Annotated in this window: 21 protein-coding genes; 13 read left to right on the top strand and 8 right to left on the bottom strand. The window is 34.0% G+C overall.

Annotation, left to right across the window (positions count from 1 at the left end; translation table 11 throughout):
• Window positions 1–74: 74 nt before the first annotated feature.
• Window positions 75–767 (top strand): hypothetical protein, encoded by a 693-nt coding sequence (locus tag ACSG5Z_RS15180; protein ID WP_435711679.1) that lies wholly within the window; start codon window positions 75–77, stop codon window positions 765–767.
• A gap of 160 nt (window positions 768–927) precedes the next feature.
• On the top strand, window positions 928–1,185 hold the full coding sequence (locus tag ACSG5Z_RS15185) for a hypothetical protein (protein ID WP_087984067.1): 258 nt from the start codon (window positions 928–930) through the stop codon (window positions 1,183–1,185).
• A gap of 111 nt (window positions 1,186–1,296) precedes the next feature.
• Here the strand turns inward: ACSG5Z_RS15185 and ACSG5Z_RS15190 are convergent, their stop codons facing one another.
• The gene (locus tag ACSG5Z_RS15190; protein WP_106382880.1) at window positions 1,297–2,262 is read right to left on the bottom strand and encodes a quinone oxidoreductase family protein; all 966 of its coding nucleotides are present in this window, start codon (window positions 2,260–2,262) and stop codon (window positions 1,297–1,299) included.
• A gap of 123 nt (window positions 2,263–2,385) precedes the next feature.
• Here ACSG5Z_RS15190 and ACSG5Z_RS15195 point away from each other — a divergent pair, with 123 nt between their 5' ends.
• From ACSG5Z_RS15195 to ACSG5Z_RS15205, 3 genes are all read left to right on the top strand, one after another.
• Window positions 2,386–3,279 (top strand): LysR family transcriptional regulator, encoded by an 894-nt coding sequence (locus ACSG5Z_RS15195; protein ID WP_435711680.1) that lies wholly within the window; start codon window positions 2,386–2,388, stop codon window positions 3,277–3,279.
• A gap of 302 nt (window positions 3,280–3,581) precedes the next feature.
• Window positions 3,582–4,094: a DUF2690 domain-containing protein gene (locus ACSG5Z_RS15200; RefSeq protein ID WP_000473763.1), complete on the top strand. Its 513-nt coding sequence runs from the start codon at window positions 3,582–3,584 to the stop codon at window positions 4,092–4,094.
• 17 nt (window positions 4,095–4,111) lie between these two features.
• Window positions 4,112–4,588: a DUF2690 domain-containing protein gene (locus tag ACSG5Z_RS15205; RefSeq protein ID WP_060487834.1), complete on the top strand. Its 477-nt coding sequence runs from the start codon at window positions 4,112–4,114 to the stop codon at window positions 4,586–4,588.
• A gap of 108 nt (window positions 4,589–4,696) precedes the next feature.
• Here ACSG5Z_RS15205 and ACSG5Z_RS15210 read toward each other — a convergent pair whose 3' ends face one another.
• Complete coding sequence (locus ACSG5Z_RS15210) at window positions 4,697–5,233, bottom strand: GNAT family N-acetyltransferase (RefSeq protein WP_060487833.1); 537 nt, start codon at window positions 5,231–5,233, stop codon at window positions 4,697–4,699.
• A 204-nt stretch (window positions 5,234–5,437) separates the two neighbouring features.
• Complete coding sequence (locus tag ACSG5Z_RS15215; protein WP_060487832.1) at window positions 5,438–5,926, bottom strand: DinB family protein; 489 nt, start codon at window positions 5,924–5,926, stop codon at window positions 5,438–5,440.
• Window positions 5,927–6,110: 184 nt separating this feature from the next.
• On the opposite strand from ACSG5Z_RS15215, the gene ACSG5Z_RS15220 reads away from it, so the two are divergent.
• A complete protein-coding gene (locus ACSG5Z_RS15220) occupies window positions 6,111–6,587 on the top strand; it encodes a DinB family protein (protein ID WP_002009359.1) in 477 nt (158 codons plus the stop codon).
• Window positions 6,588–6,805: 218 nt separating this feature from the next.
• A complete protein-coding gene (locus tag ACSG5Z_RS15225) occupies window positions 6,806–7,843 on the top strand; it encodes a DUF4003 domain-containing protein (protein WP_435711681.1) in 1,038 nt (345 codons plus the stop codon).
• An 85-nt stretch (window positions 7,844–7,928) separates the two neighbouring features.
• Here ACSG5Z_RS15225 and ACSG5Z_RS15230 read toward each other — a convergent pair whose 3' ends face one another.
• Window positions 7,929–8,693, bottom strand: a complete 765-nt coding sequence (locus ACSG5Z_RS15230) for a DUF817 domain-containing protein (protein WP_435711682.1) — start codon at window positions 8,691–8,693, stop codon at window positions 7,929–7,931.
• Window positions 8,694–8,968: 275 nt separating this feature from the next.
• Here ACSG5Z_RS15230 and ACSG5Z_RS15235 point away from each other — a divergent pair, with 275 nt between their 5' ends.
• The 4 genes from ACSG5Z_RS15235 (at window position 8,969) to ACSG5Z_RS15250 (ending at window position 12,718) form a co-directional block, all read left to right on the top strand.
• Window positions 8,969–10,003: a FecCD family ABC transporter permease gene (locus ACSG5Z_RS15235; RefSeq protein ID WP_435711683.1), complete on the top strand. Its 1,035-nt coding sequence runs from the start codon at window positions 8,969–8,971 to the stop codon at window positions 10,001–10,003.
• Window positions 10,004–11,020: a FecCD family ABC transporter permease gene (locus ACSG5Z_RS15240; protein ID WP_435711684.1), complete on the top strand. Its 1,017-nt coding sequence runs from the start codon at window positions 10,004–10,006 to the stop codon at window positions 11,018–11,020. It abuts the gene before it with no gap.
• Between the two features lie 21 nt (window positions 11,021–11,041).
• Window positions 11,042–11,950: an iron-hydroxamate ABC transporter substrate-binding protein gene (locus tag ACSG5Z_RS15245; protein WP_060487827.1), complete on the top strand. Its 909-nt coding sequence runs from the start codon at window positions 11,042–11,044 to the stop codon at window positions 11,948–11,950.
• Window positions 11,951–12,166: 216 nt separating this feature from the next.
• Complete coding sequence (locus ACSG5Z_RS15250) at window positions 12,167–12,718, top strand: GNAT family N-acetyltransferase (protein ID WP_088609585.1); 552 nt, start codon at window positions 12,167–12,169, stop codon at window positions 12,716–12,718.
• 72 nt (window positions 12,719–12,790) lie between these two features.
• Here ACSG5Z_RS15250 and ACSG5Z_RS15255 read toward each other — a convergent pair whose 3' ends face one another.
• The 3 genes from ACSG5Z_RS15255 to ACSG5Z_RS15265 are packed head-to-tail and all read right to left on the bottom strand — an operon-like array spanning window position 12,791 to window position 16,072.
• Complete coding sequence (locus ACSG5Z_RS15255) at window positions 12,791–14,089, bottom strand: ABC transporter permease subunit (RefSeq protein ID WP_141542863.1); 1,299 nt, start codon at window positions 14,087–14,089, stop codon at window positions 12,791–12,793.
• A gap of 1 nt (window position 14,090) precedes the next feature.
• Window positions 14,091–15,188, bottom strand: coding sequence for an ABC transporter permease (locus ACSG5Z_RS15260; protein WP_435711685.1), 1,098 nt, complete (start codon window positions 15,186–15,188; stop codon window positions 14,091–14,093).
• Entirely contained in the window at window positions 15,185–16,072 is an 888-nt protein-coding gene (locus tag ACSG5Z_RS15265) for an ABC transporter ATP-binding protein (RefSeq protein ID WP_097889789.1), read from the bottom strand. Before ACSG5Z_RS15265 ends, ACSG5Z_RS15260 begins: the two co-directional genes overlap by 4 nt.
• Before the next feature lie 231 nt (window positions 16,073–16,303).
• Between ACSG5Z_RS15265 and ACSG5Z_RS15270 the strand changes: the two genes are divergently transcribed.
• A complete protein-coding gene (locus ACSG5Z_RS15270; protein ID WP_001047302.1) occupies window positions 16,304–16,531 on the top strand; it encodes a coiled-coil domain-containing protein in 228 nt (75 codons plus the stop codon).
• A gap of 172 nt (window positions 16,532–16,703) precedes the next feature.
• Here the strand turns inward: ACSG5Z_RS15270 and ACSG5Z_RS15275 are convergent, their stop codons facing one another.
• Window positions 16,704–18,029, bottom strand: coding sequence for an ArsB/NhaD family transporter (locus ACSG5Z_RS15275; protein ID WP_048543830.1), 1,326 nt, complete (start codon window positions 18,027–18,029; stop codon window positions 16,704–16,706).
• Between the two features lie 262 nt (window positions 18,030–18,291).
• Between ACSG5Z_RS15275 and ACSG5Z_RS15280 the strand changes: the two genes are divergently transcribed.
• Window positions 18,292–18,642, top strand: coding sequence for a YojF family protein (locus tag ACSG5Z_RS15280; protein ID WP_000407039.1), 351 nt, complete (start codon window positions 18,292–18,294; stop codon window positions 18,640–18,642).
• Window position 18,643 lies beyond the last annotated feature (1 nt).

Below are 18,643 nucleotides of genomic sequence, written 5' to 3' on the forward strand. Positions count from 1 at the left end.
GTCTAGCCTTACATTTCATCTCGGAATCTAAAGTAAGTATACGAGAAATAAAACAAAGTAAGGAATGTGTGAATATGGATCGAATATATTTTGTGGACAACCCGTGGCCTAATGGTCATCGAATTGTTAATTTTAAGTGGAGTGCACATTTTAAATATGCAGAGGAAGAAGAGTTAAATGGTATGGCTGGTTTGTATTTTGATTTGCATTTAGAGACCGCGGATTATGATGAGGAAGATTTGGATGAAGAAGATGAAGAGGATGAGGAAGAAGATGATTGGCACGCTAAGATTGTATGGAACAACTTCCATAGATGCACTTTATCATCAGAAGAATGGGATTTTAAAGGGTTTCGTGTAGGAAGTGATGAGGCGCCTTTTAATTTGGATACGCTAAATGGGAAAAGATTTGCAATTGATTGTTTATCGGAAGATGAGCAGCAGGACTTAGATTTAGAGTTAACTGCATTTGACGTTTATTTACTTGGTCATGATGCGTCAGCCTTTCATAATATTAAGTTTACTAGATTAGAAGGGCAGACATATCAAATTGAATGGAAAGGGAAATTGGCACTAGCGTATATTGGTGATTATGAATTTAAATATGATTTTCATACACTAATTACCTCAACATCATTTAGTGGAATTAATATTCCTAATGAAATATCTGATCATGAGGCGTATGTTTTGCTAAAAAGATTTGTTAGTAATCCAGTATTGTTTGAATTGCAACATGATAAAGGGGATAGACAATTTGTATTGAAATAAAAATATATAATTGCATTTATGAAATATATGAGTAAAAGGCTACCGTATTCGACATAGTTAATAACTTCGGTGTCGGAAAATTTAAAGAAGGTACATAGTATGTGATGTATGTTCAGTTATAAGAAGAAAAGAATATTAACAATTATATGGAGAAGTGATTATGTTGATTAAATTCGTTCATTTGTTATTTGGAAAACCGTGTGAAAAAGGTGATTCTTTCCAAACTAAGTTTCCACGTTTTATTTATTGGAGTGCAGTTGTATTTTATTTTTTTGGAATGCTATTATTTGGGATTCTTTCTTTTATTGATACTGTATTTATTGGATCGTTGATATCAGGAGGTTTGTTCTTTCCTTTAATATTTAGATTCGTTTATTACATAAACTTAAAAATGAGGGGCCTAGAAAGAGAAGCGTAGACAGAAAAAATATAAATAACAGGGTTATTGAAAAGAAGCGAAATTGAACATAAATAACGTTAAAAAGGAAGCAAAGAAATACATTCTAGCTTCCTTTTTTTATTGGAACGATTATGGGATTAATAAAATCTTCCCAGTACTTTTTCTGCTCTCTAATAATTCATGAGCACGGGCACCATCTTGTAAAGAGAATGTAGTAGAACTTGTGATCTTTAATTTTTCGGTCGCAATCCATTTGAATAATTGAGAGGAGCGTTCTTTTCTCTCTTCATAAGATGTAAGCACGTTCCAAAGGTCTCCGCCAGTTAAAGTTTTCGAAGTATCCATAAGCATACGCGGATCAACGGGCGCAGGATTACCACCGGCCATTCCGTAAAATACGACAGTACCACCAGTTTTAGTTGCGCTAAAACTTTCCTCTAATGTAGAACCTACTGATTCATATACAACATTTACTCCATCACCGTTTGTTGTTTCAAGTACTTTCGCAGGCCATGCTTCAGTATATAAAAATACGTGATCAGCACCAGCTAATGTAGCTATCTGTGCTTTTCCTTTTGATGACGTTAGGCCGATCACTTTTCCGCCCAGTAGTTTAATGATTTGAATAAGTAGTTGCCCAACACCACCAGCTGCAGCGTGTACTAAAGCTATATCACCTTGTTTTATTTGATAGCTATCTTTCGTTAAATAATGTGCCGTTAGACCTTGCAATAAGACAGAAGCGGCTGTTTCAAAAGAGATAGAATCTGGAAGGTTAATTGCTTTCTCCGATGGAACGGCAACTAGTTCTGCATTTGCAAATGGAACGTCAGCAAATGAAATACGATCTCCAGGATTAATATTAGTAACGTCAGCTCCTACTTTTTCAACAATACCAGCGCCTTCATAACCTAATATATAAGGCGGATTGCCAGCGAGATGATAATCACCGCGGCGTCTATAAATATCGGCGAAATTTAATCCGATTGCTTTCGTACGGACAAGAATTTCATTTGGATTTATGATTGGATCATGTATTTCTTTATATTGTAGTACATCCGGACTTCCAAATTGTTCGAAACAAAGTACTTTCATATGGAATACCTCCATTTTTATTGTTTGTCGATGCTCTTTATCATACAATACAAATATCGATAGACAAAGAGGATTATTTCGATGAAATCAATCGGAAATATCGATTGAAAAGAGGGACGATAAATGGAGATAAAACAATTAATTACATTTAAAGTGGCGGCAGATAGTTTGAACTTTACACAAACTGCGAAGAAACTAAACTTTGCTCAATCGAGCGTAACGGCGCAAATTAAAACGTTAGAAGCTGAGCTAGGTACGCCGTTATTTGAAAGATTAGGAAAACGTCTTTTTCTAACTGAAGCAGGTAGGAAGTTTCAACTATATGCGGACAAGATGATTGCACTCAGCAACGAAGCGAAAATGGCTGTGAAAGATGATGAAGAAATAGCAGGTACGTTAATAATCGGTGCGCAAGAAAGCCAATGTACATATAGACTGCCTTCTATATTAAAGAGGTTTAAAGCGAAATTTCCTCAAATAAAGCTTATATTTAAACCTGCGCATTCCAATAAAGATGCGAAGGAACAATTGATGGAAGGGAAAGTCGATCTTGCATTTATTTTGGACGAATGTAAAACAGAAGATGCTTTACATGTGGAGCCGCTTATGAAAGAAGAATTAAAAATAGTAGCTGCTTCAGGGCATCGTTTACTTGAACAACGTTTCATTACTACAAAAGATTTAGAAAGTGAGACACTTTTACTAACGGAGCTTGGTTGTTCGTATCGGATTTTATTTGAAGAGCTATTTCGTACAGAAGATGTGTATCCAGCAAATAAGATTGAGTTCGTTAGTGTAGAGGCAATTAAACAATGTGTTATTGCAGATTTAGGAATAGCCGTTTTACCAGCGATAGTAGTAGAAAAAGATATAAGAGAAGGGACGATAAAAGAGTTACATGTAGAAAATGCAATCTCACCGATTTATACACAAATTGCTTGGCATAAAGATAAATGGATGACAGCGCCGCTACAACAATTTATTGATGTAACGAGGGAGTTTTTTACAACGGATTAAGTGGAGAAATATTTATTTTATATAAAAGAAAAAATGGCACTTTTGTATAAAGAACCGATGCTTGCATGTAACAAGTATCGGTTCTTTTATGTTTTAAATAAAGGATGCTATAAAATGTGTATTTCTCAACTTTTTTTCTTAGACGGATACGTAAATTTCTTCGTATATTCCAATACTCATAAGGAAATTTACAACGTTTACTCGTTTCTGTAAGATGCCTCTAGGAAGTATGAAAGGAGGGGCTTACATAGGGGATAGATTGTCTTTATGATACGTACTTATTTTGAAGGAGGAGATTTACAATGTTTAAAAAGTTAATGAAAGTATGTGTGTTAAGTGTAGTGAGTGTAGGTGTATTATTTAGTTTTCAAGGAAGTACATTTGCAGCTACTGATTTAAGTAGTTATTATGACGGAAAAAATCCAGCAACAACGAAAGTATACGGAGGTAGTACAACGTGTGATGCAGATGGATTTAATGCAAAGTCTACAGCTGTATATGAAGGGAGTAAAAAAGTAGGGACAGTGTATTTACGTTATAGTAATAAATGTCATGCAGCATGGTCTAAGCTTGTTTTAGATCAACCAGCACCTTCTGTTTCTGGGGGAATATATGCTTACGCTGTTATTAATAAATATAAAAACGGTGTATTCCAAAAATCAGTAGATTCTAATAGTGGTAATGGAGCAATAAAAACAGGTCAAACGAGCACTTATACAGGAATGGTATTTGATTTAACTGCTGATTTTGGTTATACAGCTGATGCCGAAGCGGTGACGATTAATAATGGTTACGGGAAAACTGGACGTTATTAATAAGGGAGCGGAGTGCTATGAAACTTTTAAAAAAGCTGAGCGCATGTTTTTGCCTATCTTTTCTCGTTTTAACTAGTGTGTTTAGTACGACGAATAATGATAAAGCATATGCAGAAGATCATTCGTATGATGGGAAAAGTCCGTATTACAATAGTTGTGATCAATCAGCAGTAACGAAAGAAAAGAAGTGGATTGATTCCAATTCTTATGTGGAATTAAAATTTAGCACAACGTGTAAGACAGCATGGGCAAAAGTTACAGTAACTCGTGCAGCAGTATATAATAACGAAGCTGATGCAAGGATTGTTAGAAAAACAGATGGAAAGGCATACACTTGCGGGAGTGCTGGAGGAAATGGTGTTGTGAATAAAGGGCAAACATCATGCTATACGCCAATGGTATATGATTTAGATCCAAGGAAGGCACAAGCGCAAGGGAAACATGCCATTCCGAATAGTGATGCATATAATTATGCGGAGACAATTTGGTATTAATATAACACATGAGTTAAGAGTTGTTATTTGATATAAAAATGAAAGAGCCTTACTGCATTTTATTGTGGTAAGGTTCTTTCAAGTTGTTAATAGTTTAAGAACAGTTATTTACAATGACATATCTTTATAATCACTTTCAAGTATTGCCATAATAATTTCATCCGAGTATGTATCGTTATAAAATAAAGATTGACGTAGGGTTCCTTCTTTTACAAAACCAACCTTTGCATAAGCTCTAATCCCGCGTAAATTATGACTAAATACTTCTAACTGTAAACGATTTAATATGAGTTGTTCAAAAACAAATCTTAAAACGATTTTAATAGCTTCAGTTCCATATCCTTGTCCTGTTAACGCTATTGAAAGCAATGATATTCGGAACCCTGCTCTTTTGTTCTCCTCATCGATATCTAAAATCGACAACTCTCCAATCATTTCGTCAGTGCTTTTTAAACAAATAGCGAAATCATAGCGACTTGAATCATTATTTATATGATCTATGTGTGTCTTAATTTGCTCCAATGAAAAAGTAGACTTGGTTCCAGTCATATATCTTATTTCATCATCCATTGTACTTTCTAATATAATAGGCGCATCTAGCTGACAAAGAGGCCTTAAATAAATTCTTTCACTCTCTAATCTCATTATAAATTTCTCCTTAAGGTTGATGATAGAGTATATAAATATTTTCGATCTACATGGAAGAAGAGTTTTGTTTTTTGTATTGTTTGAAAAGTATGAGTCTTAATTTTATGTTACATGAATTTTATAATGATATGGTATACCTAAAACAAATGATAAAAGTTTTATACACAACAAAATATATCAACAAGTTTTTTTATAATCGAATTAACTAAGGTCTGTATCAGGAGGATTGTATCCAAGGTGACGAGCCATTGATACAATTTGTCCTTTATGATGAAACTCATGTGTCTCTGTATGAGTTAAAAGCCATAGCGGAGTTGTACTCCAAGGTTCTTTTTGCCATTTTACTTCATTTGCTATATTTTCGAGCCAGCGGTCATTGTATTCATCTAAAAAACGTTGTACAGTCTCGTCTACTAACTTAAATCTAGCACGGACTTTTGCGATATCTGCATGCTCAATTTCATAATCACTAGCAAATGAAAAATCTGCTCGCTTTTGCTTGAATGCGAATGATCCAAGCCAGTATCGATAGCAATCGGCTACATGAATATGCGTCTTTATAATGCTACCGCTCCCGAAATTTGGAACAGTACTATGTAATTTTTCTAGTGGGATTTCTTCCAAAAACGAAAATAGAGTTTCTCTTGTAGAGCTAATAAGATTATATTGTTGTTTTAAAACATGTAACATGTAATTGACACTCCTCTATTATTTACTAAACTAACTTTGTAGTAAGTAATTCTATATTTATTAGGGATGAACCTTTTAAATATTTTGACTAAGCATATTAGATGTTTTTCTTAATCGTTTCTGATAGATTAAACAAGGTAAAACTTTAATGTGTTGAACATTCTTAGTTCATAATAAATGGTACATGAAGAAGGGGAACGATCAAATGAATAGACTAGTTGGCTTAAAACAATTTGAAATAACGCGTGGGGAATTGCTTAAATTTATGGAGACGCTAGACGATAAAACTGTGGATACGCAGCCAGAAGGTTTTAACAATACAATTCGCTGGCATATCGGTCATGTGTTAACGGCAGCAGAAGTTTTCATGTTTGGAAAAGAATTCAAACAATTACCAACTGAATATCCAGGTATGTTTGGGTATGGATCAAGACCGTCTAAATGGAAAACAGAAGGACCATCGTTAGAAGTGTTAACGGCTCAATTAAAAGAACAAGCAAAACGTATTAACGAAATTCCAGCAGAAGCATTTGAAAATAAACTGCCAGAGCCATTCCTAGGATTGGAAACAGTAGGGGAGCTTTACGGTATGATGCTTTATCATGAAGCTGATCATATTGGACAAATGAAGGCGATGGAACGTATTATTAAGGCTCTTTAGTTGTAATTGCATGTAAAAAACGAAATTACACCTGTATTGTGAAATAATATAACGACAAAAAGGATAGATAATTTATTATCTATCCTTTTTGTCGTTGAGCTTAAAGAATTATGAATGCTTGCCATCGTGATACTGATAAAGTAGGTATAGTTATTATATTTGTTTTACATAATAGAAAAATATTGAAGGAAATACAGAATTAAGGTTGCAAAAGCCGTATGAAATATAAGTATAATAATAGAGAAGAAATAGAAGTAGGGGTGAATACTATGATTACATTAGAACAAAAGTTGGAGCAATACACACATACATATGGACAATTAAAGGGAGAGCTAAAATGGAAAACGAGTGATTCTCGAACAGGAATGATGATTGCAGCTATGTATGCAGGTAGTGATAAATTGTTTGATCTTGGACGTTTTTTAGAAATTAGTAGTTATATTAAGAATCAGGTAGGGATGTTTTCATACTTGAAGTCTTATCATCGCTTTGTGGTGGCCGCAACTTTAGATATTCACTTTACAGATTATAAGAAAGCTTTTCAGAAGTTTTTAGATTTATATGAACAATTGGTTGCTGGTGGTTTTAGTCGAAGTATATTTACTTATCTCGCAGCATCTGTGCTTTTAATAGAAGAAAATGAACAGCATGGCACGCACATTCAGCGTTCGATGCAAGTATATAAACGTATGAAAGAGGATCACCTTTTTCTTACAAGTACAAATGATTATCCACTTGCAGTTTTACTAGCAGGACAATCAGAGAATGTAGAAACACTTATGGACCGTGTAGAACGTCTGTATCAGAAACTAGCGAAAGCTGGTTTGCGTAAAGGGAATGATCTTCAGTTTTTAAGTCATATCCTTTCACTAAAGAAGGATGTTCGTGAAGAAATGTTAGTTGCAACATGTACAAACATATGGAAGTTGTTAAAACAAGAAAAGGTAAAAGTGAAACAGATGCATTATCCAGCAATCGGGCTACTAGCATTACTTGAGGATGGAGAAAAAGAGATTCATTCTATTAAAGCATTGATTGAAAAATTGCAGGGGGAGAAATTATTCCGTTGGCATACAGATGCGAATATTCTTATTGCTATTCAACTGTTCGTAAGTCAGAAAGGTGAGGAAAGTAAAACTACCAACACAGGTTTACAAACAATGATAGAAGTCCTGATACAGGCACAACAGGCAGCTATGATGGCAACGATTGCTGCTTCATCTGCAGCAACATCTTCTGCTAGTAGTAGCTCATAATGTGTAACTCCTTAAATAAGGAAGGTAAAAAAAGCCCATCACTCTCTAATGAGTGATGGGCTAACTATTTTTTACATAATCAGCATTATCTTTTTGACTCCTTCAAATGTTTGAGTTGTGTAACAATTATAATGCTAATAACAACGAGTAAAAACCATGAGCTAATTTTACTTAAGTGAACGAGATTCCATGCTTCCCGTTGATTTGGATATTGCCATGCTCCGAAAAATGTTGCGATGTTCTCTGCAATCCAAATAAAGAAACCGATAAGGAAAAAGGAGAGAACGAGTGGTATTTTATATGTAACGCCTCGTAATGAAAATTCTACAAATGTCCGAAAGAAAACGATGAATAAAAGTACAGTTAATACCCATCTAAAGTCATATAGAAAATGATGTGTAAAAAAATTAAAGTAAATCATTGCTCCTAGAGGTATTGCAAAAATAGCTTTTGGCCAATGATGCATTTGCAAATGTAATCTTCTCCACGCCTGGCATATGTAACTAGCAACACTTGCATACATAAAGCCACTGTAAAGCGGAACTCCAAAAACTTTTGAATATGCCTCTTCCGGATAACTCCATGAACCGAAATGTACTTTATATATTTCTAGTAGAAGGCCGATGAGGTGGAAGACAGTAATTACTTTTAATTCATCTTTCGTCTCAAGTCCAGTCTTGTACATGATCCATTGCATAAGAAGACATACGATGAGTATGAAATCGTAGCGGTATAACCCTGGGGTAGAAATGATTTTTGATAGGGCTAGTGTTAAGAAAATAACGACTGGGAATAAACAAGATAATGCTTGCTCGTAAGTGAAGTGTAGTAGTTGTTTTATATAGAACATTGTGTCACCTTCGATATTTTTGTTAGAAAACTCAAAATAATGACTAAGTATACTACAATTTAAAAAATAAGCCAGTAGTTTATTTTTCATGTATTTGTAAGTTTTAGAAAGGAATTGTAATAAGTATTTTAATATTTAACGAAGTAAAAAAATAGTTTGCTATTTAAAAAAAGTGGAGATATAATATCTAAATGAAAATGATAATTATTATCAATAATGATTATAAATTAAAAATAATTATAAAAAACAACTGCATATAAAGGATGAAATGAAACATGTTACATAAGTCTGCTGTACATGCTGGCAATAATCGCTGGATACATATTAAGTTCATATGTTTCATGAGCTTAACAATTTTATGTTTAATCGGATCTATATTTTTAGCTATTGCATTCGGTGCAAAGGATATCCATTTGCAAACCGTATGGGCAGCGGTTTTTGATTATAATCCGAAATTAACGCAGCACCAAATTATTTATGAATTAAGGCTCCCAAGGGTAATTGGTGCGGCAGTTGTAGGAGCAGCTTTTGCAGTCGCTGGTGCTGTAATGCAAGGGGTAACACGAAATCCTTTAGCTGATGCAGGTGTGCTTGGTATAAATGCAGGTGCGATGTTTGTAGTAGCACTTAGTTTTGCCTTTTTCCCGCATATGCCGTATTCCTATTTAATGATTGTTTCCTTTATTGGAGCGGTTTTAAGTACAGTACTCATTTTTATTATCGGATCAGCAACATCAGGTGGATTAACACCGATGAGGTTAACGATTGCAGGGGCAGTTATGGCCGCACTTTTGCATTCGTTAAGTTCAGGTGTCGCGATTTATTATGACTTAAGTCAAGATTTAGCTTTTTGGTACGCTGGTGGTGTTGCAGGCGTTAAGTGGGAACACTTGAAATTTCTAGTTCCTATTATTCTCATAACAATTCTTTTTGCTACAGTGATAGGGCGGTCTATTTCACTCATATCAATGGGGGATGACGTCGCTACAAATCTAGGAGTAAAAACGAACCGAACGAGAATACTAGGGATGATTATAGTAGTCATTCTTGCCGGTGTATCTGTTTCAGCTGTTGGTTCCATTGGATTTGTAGGACTTGTTATTCCGCACATCGCTAGAAAATTAGTAGGTGTGAATTATCGGCTTATTATTCCTATGTCAGCATTATTAGGAGCTATGTTATTAGTTTTAGCTGATTTAGGAGCAAGAACAGTAAATCCTCCTAAAGAACTTGCGATAGGGATTATGGTAGCTCTTGTTGGAGTTCCGTTCTTCCTCTATATAGCACGTAAAGTTGGGAGTGAGCTATAAGTGAAGAATCTTTTTAACACAGATAAAAAGAGGGCTATTACTGTAACTACAATTTTCGGATGTATAAGTATCGCTGTAGTTTTGATTAGCTTAAATACAGGTACACTGAGTATTGCGCCACTTAAAGTAATTCAAACACTTCTCGGTTATGGTGATTTTGAGAGCGCAACAGTGCTATACGATTATCGTATGCCAAGAATTATAATCACCATGTTAGCTGGTATTGGCCTTGGGATTTCCGGTGCGATTTTACAAGGATTATCACGTAATGCACTTGCAGACCCTGGTATTTTAGGATTACATGCAGGTGCATCTTTCGGGCTAATTATATTTGTTACTTTCTTTCATTCTATTAATGAGAATGCATCGATTTTAATACCGTTATTTACATTTGGTGGGGGAATACTAGCTGCATTTTTAATTATTATATTTGCGAGTGATCGATCAAAAGGTTTACTACCTATTAGACTTATTCTTGTTGGTATTGCTGTTTCAGCTGGATTTAGTGCAATTTCGTTATTTTTCTCTCTCAAGTTAAATGATGAGACATATACATTCGCTTCTAGATGGTTAGTTGGTAACGTGTGGGGAAGGGATTGGATTCATGTCCTTGCATTATTACCTTGGATTTTCATACTAACCCCGTATGCATGGCTAAAATCTAAAACGTTAAATGCATTGTCACTAGGTGATAGTGTGGCAGCAGGACTTGGTGTTTCTGTTCAAAAAGAACGGTTACTCCTTTTAGCTACAGCGGTTGGATTATCTTGCGCGAGTGTATCGATGGCAGGAGGGATTGGTTTTATCGGTTTAGTTGCTCCGCATATTGCAAGAAAGTTAGTAGGTACTACGTATCAACATTTCCTTCCACTAGCTGGCATTATCGGAATGATTGTTTTAGTACTAGCAGATACGATAGGTCGTTCTATATTCGAGCCAAATTCTATTCCAGCTGGTGTAGTAGTGGCAGCTTTAGGAGCACCGTATTTTCTTTATTTACTTACAAAAACAAAATAAATACTTCAAAGAGGAGAACATATGAAAAAGAAACTTACTATTTTATTTAGCATGATGTGTATTTTAGTATTAGCAGCATGTGGTCAAACGAAATCTAATGAAGAGGCAACGAAAAAAACGGAAAAAAGTAATGAGCCGAAAATCGCTTCTATGTCCATTCATTTAACCAATAATTTACTGGCATTAGGAATTACACCTGTAGGCTCCGTTATTGGTGGAGATTTAAAAGATTTCTTACCGCATGCAAAAGAGCAGTTGAAAGATACGAAGAAACTTGGTGTTGTAACGGATCCGAATATGGAAGCATTACTTCAATTGAAGCCAACTGACATTTATGTGGATGAAAAATACGCGGGCAAAGATTTAGCGAAATACGAAAAAATTGCAAAAACACATTCTTTCAATTTAGATGAAGGTACGTGGAGAGATCAGTTAAAACAAGTTGGTAAACTTGTAAACCGTGAGAAAGAAGCGGATACATATATTCAAGATTACGAAGAGCAATCAAAACGAGTAAAAAGTTTAATAGATAAAGAATTAGGTAATAACGAAAAAGTAATGGCAATTCGTGTTACTGCAAAAGAATTACGTGTATTTAGTACGAAAAGACCGATGGGACCAATTTTATTCCAAGACTTAGGATTACAACCTGCAAATGGTGTAGAGAAAATTGATGGAAATCGTCCTTTCGAAGTGATTTCACAAGAAGTATTACCTGACTTTGATGCAGATGCTATTTTCGTTGTTGTAAATAGAGACGATAAGGCAAAAGCTGCATTTAAACAACTTCAAGAAACACCAATTTGGAAAGACTTAAAAGCTGTTAAAGGAAAGCACGTATACATTATTAATGACCAACCATGGCTTGACTATTCTGCTTTAGGTAACAAAATGGCAATGGATGAAGCAGAGAAAATGTTTACGAAATAATATCGATTCGTCGTTAGGAAGATCCTCTAAATTTTGAGGGTCTTTTTTATTGTTAGAATAAATAAAAAATTATACAATGAATGTAATTTAATGCAGAGGAGATGTGCCAATGTTAGCGCTTATTGTAAGTATCCCATTTAAAAAACAGTTTATGGAACAAGGGGATAAATAGGCTGAAATAAGTATCCCCGTTATTTAATAAAGGGGGAGTTTGAAATGACAATGAATCTTTTTCAAAATAAAACGATTAAATTATCAGTTATGAGAGAAAACGACGCTGAAGTAATGGCTAAATGGCAAGAAGATAGTGAGTATTTAAGAAACGTCGATACAGATATAGCATTTCCGCAATCGTTACATGAAATAGCGAGTGATGGGCTATTAAAGGGACGAAGATCGAATAGTGTTTCTTTTATGGTAAGGACAGTTCAAGATGATCACTTAATTGGTTTTGTTGCAATTCATGGCATAGAGTGGAATAACAGAATGGGTTTATTAGCCATTGGTATAGGAGATGCAAATGATAGAGGGAAGGGATATGGAAGAGAAGCGATCCATCTTATCTTAAAATATGCTTTCTATGAATTGAATTTGCACCGCGTCGGTCTTGATGTTATTTCTTATAACAAAGCTGCTATTGAGTTGTATAAAAAGATGGGGTTTCAGATGGAAGGTTGTATGAGAGAAGCGGTTCAAAGAGATGGGAAGTGTTTTGATCGTATCATTATGGGGATATTAAGGGATGAATGGATGGAGCTGCAAAAATAAAAGTGATGATATGAATAATTGACTAAAAAGGAAAACTAGATAGGTATTAGTTTTCCTTTTTTATTTTTGTTACTAATTATATTTTCTTATAAATAGTTTGTATCCTGCGAATAAAAGAGTACAGCCTAAGACAAATGTTAACATAACTCCAGTTGAAAGATTAATAGAAGGATTAAAAACTAAAGTCGCTGTTTCGCCAGTTAGAACACTGTGAATATTCACGTAAGTAAATGGGTTGTAAGGAGAAGAGAAACTCTTCATTCCAATAAAAGCTATAATACCTACAAAAGACGTTGTAATACTTAGGCTTTTTAGTAAAAGTGATGAAATATAGTAAAAAGAATATAGAAAAAATGTGAGTACAACAGTTAGTAATAATACTTGTCCGAAGTAATTTTTCAAAGTGATAAAGTGAAATTGATCTTTAATGGGATTTAAACTATTATACTCACTGCCAAATGGATTAGGCTCTGATCCTTCGTATACAAGGACTGGATAATCAAAATTTCCTATTCCTTTCGTGAAATAGCTACATAACAAAGGAATGAGTAGCATTAGTAAAACGAAAACAAGTGTAGAAAGGAATCCACTAAAATACTTTGTTATAAATAATGATTTTCTTTTAATAGGCAAAGTATAGTAAAAGTGCAAACCACGCTTCTTATTATTCATTTCAGAAGAAATATTATTTCCGAAAATAAAGCATCCCAATAAAATGAGTACTGGTATATAGTAGTACTGGATTATTTGATATAAAAATAAAGAACCAGTTGTACCATAACGCATAGTACTCTTTTCCCATTGTTCTAAGGAACTACCTGTAAATTGATCGTAAATTGTAAATAGGTAGGGTGTATAAATGGTATTTTGAATGAATGGTTCAGCTTTATTTTTTTTCAGTAACAATAATTCTTCCAACGTTGCCCGTGCTGTAAATAAGGAAATATTTTGTTTCTCAATTGCGTAAGGGAAAGTATTAGAGCCTTTTGAGCTCTTAAACATAAATTGTAAATGATTTATATTTTCTTCATATATGTCTTGCCAATTACCTTGAGAATAGTTCGTAATCCATTTGTTCTTCTTTGAAAGAGATTGCTGAGATTCTTGAATAGCTAATTTATTTTCTGTAATTTTTTCAACATCGCCATTCTTTTCAGCTTCAATCTTTTGTAATTCTAGTTCTTTTAAAATCTGTTGCGAAATGTTAACAATATTTTGTGCAAATGCCAAATTCCCGCGCTGGATATCTTTTGCGACAGAATAATTTAAGAAATATAAACTACTAACGAAAAGAATAGAAGTTAATACTGCAATCCATGTTGTTTTTTTCTTGAAATATTTTTTGAATTCAAATTGGAAGAGTTGTTTCATATTACACACCACGCTTTCGATTCATGCATATGGCACATAGTAAGAGCAAAAATGTACTTCCAATTAACACCACTGCACCTAATGGATAATATCCATTATTATTTAAAATGACGCGATCTATTTGTTGATAGGAAAGGGGAGATAGAAACGGATTAAAGCCGATTTTTGATAAAATGAAACCACTGCTCAAAATAAAAGTGAGAATTAAATATGTAACAAGAGTATTTCTTATCCAAAATCCAATGAGCACTAATAAGGAAATAGCTACAGTGGAATAACATAGACTGTAAGTGAGAGCTGTTTTTAAGTATGTACCTGAACTAATAATAGTTTCTGTTTTTGTGAAAAGCGGGTAATTAAAAATATTACCGGTAGATTTTCCGAATATTATTGGTAGTATATAAGACAGTGAAAATATTAGTAAAATCCATAGGAGACTAACAACAAGTAAACTGAAAAATTTTATTAAGATATAGTGAGTACGAGAAATAGGTAAAGTATAGGCTAGCTTAATCGTATGGTCTTCAAATTCTTTCGTAATGACTGTACCTAGTAAGAGTAGTAAAATAAGAAATCCTGGGGCATTGAGTAGTAGTGAAATTACTTTTTTTATAAATAGAGATGGTTGAATGGAAAGGTCAAGGTCTTCCTTTGGTAAACCTTGTTGTAATAAATTTTCATTCAGTTGTATTGCTTTTTTCATATCTTTTTCGCTGGCTGAGAAACCCCCTTCTACTTGTTGAAAGCGCATAGCTAAGTCATACACTTTCATTTCAGTCTGTAATTCATTTTTCCACTTGTTTTCTTTTACTTCGTGTATAAGCTGATTTAAATTTTTTAATAGCGGAAGTCCGATCTCTAATCGAGATTCAATTTTTGCGTTAGGTCCTTTTTTTAATGTCTCTTTATCTCCTGTAACTTGATTAGAAACTTCTGTTTCATATTTAGAAAATAATTCAATCTTGTTTATTTTGACTACTTCTTGTTTAAGCGCATTATGAAGAAATAACCCGCAGATGATTAGCATAGTAGCAATGATTAAAGTAAAGAGAATATTAGAGTAGAGCATTTTTTTTAGTTCGAATAGAAATATTTTCATGTCGTATCACCACATACATGAAATACTTCTTCATATCTTTTTTCAGAACCGATAACTTCTTTTTGGATATCCATAATATTAATTTTATGAGAATGAAATATATTAATAAAGTCTTGGATGGTGTGGTGCTCTAATTGGATTCGAAGGCTATTCTTAGTTAACACTGCTTGTACGTTTTCTTGTAATAAAACGTGTTGTGCATGTTTTAAATCTGAAAATAAGAAGTGGTAATAAATTTTTTCGTACTTTGTCATATCCTCTTCTATTAATTTACCGTCTTTTAAAAAAAGAATCTTCTTTGTAACACGATCAATTTCTGACAAATTATGAGAAGAAAGAATGATTGTTGTACCTTCTTCTACTAAGCGTAATAAAATATTTCTCATCAGTATCGCACTAGTTGGATCCAAGCCGTTCAGAGGTTCATCAAGGAACATAAGCTTTGGTTTGTTTAAGATTGCCATCGCTAAGAGAAGGTGTTGTTTCATACCTAAGGAGTAATCTTTAATTTTCCTCTTCGCATAACTTTCCATTCCTACATATTTTACAACTTCATCCATGCGTTCTTTTGAAAGTTTTTGCACATCACAAATGAATGTAAGATGATCGTAGCCATTTAAATAGTCATATAGTACAGAATTATCCTGTAAAAAAGAAACGTCTTTAAACAAAGCAACATCTTTGTTAGATCTCCCCATCAATTCAATATTCCCGGATGTAGCGGGCAAAAGATTGGTAACTATATTTAAAAAAGTAGTTTTACCAACACCGTTAGGACCTACTAAAGCCCAAATTCCTGGAGAGTTAATTGTGAGGTTAATTCCATCTAATATTTTTTTATGTTTGTAACTTTTTGATAAATTATTGATAGATAGAATAGTCAATTAGAATTCCTCCTTTTCAATAAATTGGTATAAAATGTAATTATTCTGTTAATTATAACTGAAAATTCAGGTTTATAAAGAGGTATAGTTGTAAATTTAAGCTTTTTTCTAAATCTCATTCTGAAATCTATTATATGAATAATTTAGAAATGAGACTGTGAAGAAAGGAAAAAGAGCACTTGTTGGAGAATTTTTACAATGTGTCGATTAGAGAAAAAGGAGTTATGCAAAATGAATTTAGAAAAAGCAAAACCAGTAAATGAAGAGGTCGCTGAATTAAAGGAACTAATTAAAGAATTGCACGGAAGTGTACATCAACTGCAAAGTGAAGTGCAGCAACTAAGGCACGAAAGACCGGTTGTTGAAGTAAGAAAAGGTGTTCAATTATCGCCAGCAATCGTTGGACAAATTGGTGGTATGATCTTAGGTGGGTTAGCAATTATCGGTATATTTTGGTGAACGAAAAAAAGGTATGCAATTTAGAGTTGCATACCTTTTTCGTTGTGATTATTTGTCGGTAAATCGATATTCTCTGTCGAATCGTCGATATACTTAGAAAATCGTTGATATATTCGAAGAAACGATCGATATATTTTAAAAATCGTCGATATAATTTCACGCACTACAACTTTTACATTAAATAACGTAAATATATATAAGCATGTGATAGTAATAATGCAATGATAGTTAAGGGTAAACCGATTTTTAAGAAGTCCATATACGAGAAAGCATGTCCTTCACGTTTTGCAATACCAGCAACGACTACGTTTGCGGATGCTCCGATTAATGTTCCGTTTCCTCCTAAGCAAGCTCCAAGTGATAACGCCCACCATAGTACTTCGATTTGCGGAGAGTCGACAGATAATCCGAGTCCTGTAGCTAAATCTTGAATAAGCGGGATCATCGTTGCGACAAAGGGGATATTGTCAATTGTCGCAGATGCGATGCCTGATACCCATAAAATAAGTATCGCAGCGAAACCGATATCGCCATTTGTTACGTCGAGTACTTCTTTTGCGAGTGAAGAAATAAGTCCGATATCAATTAACCCGCCAACGAGAACGAATAGCCCGGCGAAGAAGAAAATGGTTACCCATTCAACGTGGGCAAATACATCTTCAATATCATGTTCTTTTACTCCGATTAGCATAAGAAGTGTAGCGCCTGTCATCGCGATAACCGCAGCGTCTACATGAATAATCGAATGAAGTACAAAGCCTAAAATAGTTAGTCCTAAAATTGAAATGGATTTTAAAAGGAGGCTTTGATCTTTAATATAATCTTTTTCGTTCAATGCCATTAATATTTTAATTTGCTCAGTTGTTGTTTTTAGTTTGTTGCGATACATAAAGTAAATAATACCAAGTGTAACGATAGAGATAATGATTACGATTGGAGCTAAGTTTAGTAAAAAGGCATTAAAGTCTAAATGCTTGTTTGCTGATCCAATCATAATGTTAGGGGGGTCACCGATTAATGTTGCTGTTCCGCCTATATTTGAAAATAGCACTTCTGAAATCAAATAAGGGACAGGGTTTACTTTTAAAATACGTGTAATGGACAGTGTAACAGGTACGATTAATAAAACGGTCGTTACGTTGTCCAAAAATGCTGATCCTACAGCAGTTAATAGGGATAGTAATAATAAAATGCGGATTGGTTTTCCGCCAGCTGCTTTTGCCGCTTTAATGGCCACAAATTCAAATACGCCTGATTGACTCGTAATATGTACGAGAATCATCATCCCAATTAAAAGGGTAATCGTTTCCCATTGAATATGTGATGTGAAAGCAGTATGTAAATCTACAACTCCAAAAATAATCATAATAGCAGCGCCGAATAGTGCGATTACAGCACGATTCAATTTCTCAGAAATAATAAATCCGTACGTGATTAAAAATACGGCAATTGCAAAATAATATTGCCAATTTGCTACTTCATGTGCTGATTGTTCCAATCATGTCACCTTCTTTAAAGTATGTATTCAATTGTCGAAATGTATCTCGCTGCATTAATACGGGATAAAATATATTGTAGCAAATTCAAAAAAGAAAGAAAACTATTTAACAAAGTGAAGGAAAAAATATGATTTTTACATATCATATAAAAAATATAAAAAACACAGTGCAAATTATTAGGAAAAGTGGGCGTTGTCCTCTAATATAGAGATAGCAATTTACATTATTTTTGCGTAAAATGGTTTAAAGAGGTGAATTCCGATGGAAATAGTAAAAGATAGTTCTCTTATTCAAAATGAAATTGAACGTTTTGTAAATAAAGATGTATATATTCATTTAGAAACAACGAACGGAGCGTATGCGTCACACTTTAATGAAAAGATGATGACGGTTGGTGCATTCATTCGAAATGCAATTATTCGCTTTGAGCGCGGGAAGATTACTGGAACGAATCCATACCGAGTTGGTTTGAAAATGGATCATGGCTGGGTATATGCAGAAGGTATTACGCACTGGGAAGTAGACGATAAAGAGCGTTTATTACTTGCAGGGCATGATAATCAAGGTCGCTTAGCAGTTGCACTTGAGTTAAGCTTAACGCCATTTAAGTAAG

This window comes from Bacillus pretiosus, assembly GCF_051294775.1.
Classification (GTDB): domain Bacteria; phylum Bacillota; class Bacilli; order Bacillales; family Bacillaceae_G; genus Bacillus_A; species Bacillus_A wiedmannii.